At 43.9% G+C, this 1123-nt stretch carries 1 protein-coding gene; it reads right to left on the minus strand.

Annotation, left to right across the window (positions count from 1 at the left end; translation table 11 throughout):
* The coding region (locus FD38_RS10275) for an RNA-guided endonuclease InsQ/TnpB family protein (RefSeq protein ID WP_057733913.1) at window positions 1-957 on the minus strand (957 nt) is incomplete at its 3' end.
* Between the last annotated feature and the right edge of the window lie 166 nt (window positions 958-1123).

A 1123-nucleotide genomic window follows, 5' to 3' on the forward strand; every position in this document is an offset into this window, starting at 1 on the left:
CATGGTTCGAAACTGGTACCAACTCGCATTGGCAATTGACTTGGCCAGGTGATGATTGTGCATCAGATTCTTGACTTTTAAATCCTCAATCACAATCACATCGTAGGCCTTAACCAACTGAGTTGTTAGTTTGTTTAGATAGTCTTTACGTTGATTAGCGAGTTTATGCTGGTAGCGTGCCTTGATTTGTCTAGCGCGCTGCCAGTTTTTATAGTCATTGAGTTCCAATTCAATCAAGTGGTTTTTATCATGGTTCCACTGAATCACGTTGACCTTGGCTTGATGTTTGCGCCGATCAAACTTCCGTTGCCACGTAGTCCTTTGATCTTCCTCCCAGGGCGCTTGAAACTTAGGGGATTTCTGGCCGTCAGAGGTAATCGCTAAGTCAGCTACGCCCAAATCGATACCCACTTGAGCACCGGTTTTAGGCAGTGGCTTAGGCTCCGGAAATTCAACTTGTAAACTCAAACAGTAACGTCCTGTAGCATCATGACTAACGGTGTAGCGCTTAATTTGACCATCAACCAGCTGACCCGTTTTACTAGTCTTGATACTACCAAGTTTCGGCAATTTGACTCGACGCTTAGCCACCACTAGCTGTGCACTGGCAGGAAAACGACCGGTATATGCCTGTTTAGCTGACCGGCGCGATTTAAAGCGTGGTTGACCCCCGCGATGCTTGAACAACATCGAAAAAGCCTGCGCTAAATGATGGTTAACCACTTGCAAGCTTGTCGAATCACTCAGTTTGAGAAAGGGATATTCAGTTTTGAGAGCTTTGAGTAAGTTATTCATGCCATATTCATTAATGAAGCGACTGCTTGGATTATTTTTATACCGGGTCTTAGCCATCGCCAACATTTGATTCCAGACAAAGCGGTTATTGCCAAATAATTGCCATAACTGGCCTTCTTGAGTTCGAGTCGGGTACAGACGAAGCTTGATGCCTTTCAACATCGAATCACCACCTTTCGTGGAACCTATCTCAGGGTTGTTCAAGTAACTGTTCCAATGTCAGTATACAGCCACTTTACTAGTAATACGGTTTACAAATACACGAAAAGGTTAAGGCGATTCATCACGTTCTTAAAAGAACGTGTCTTCTCGCCCAAATATTAATAAA

Origin of the sequence: Levilactobacillus zymae DSM 19395, from assembly GCF_001434115.1 — a bacterium.
Lineage (GTDB): Bacteria > Bacillota > Bacilli > Lactobacillales > Lactobacillaceae > Levilactobacillus > Levilactobacillus zymae.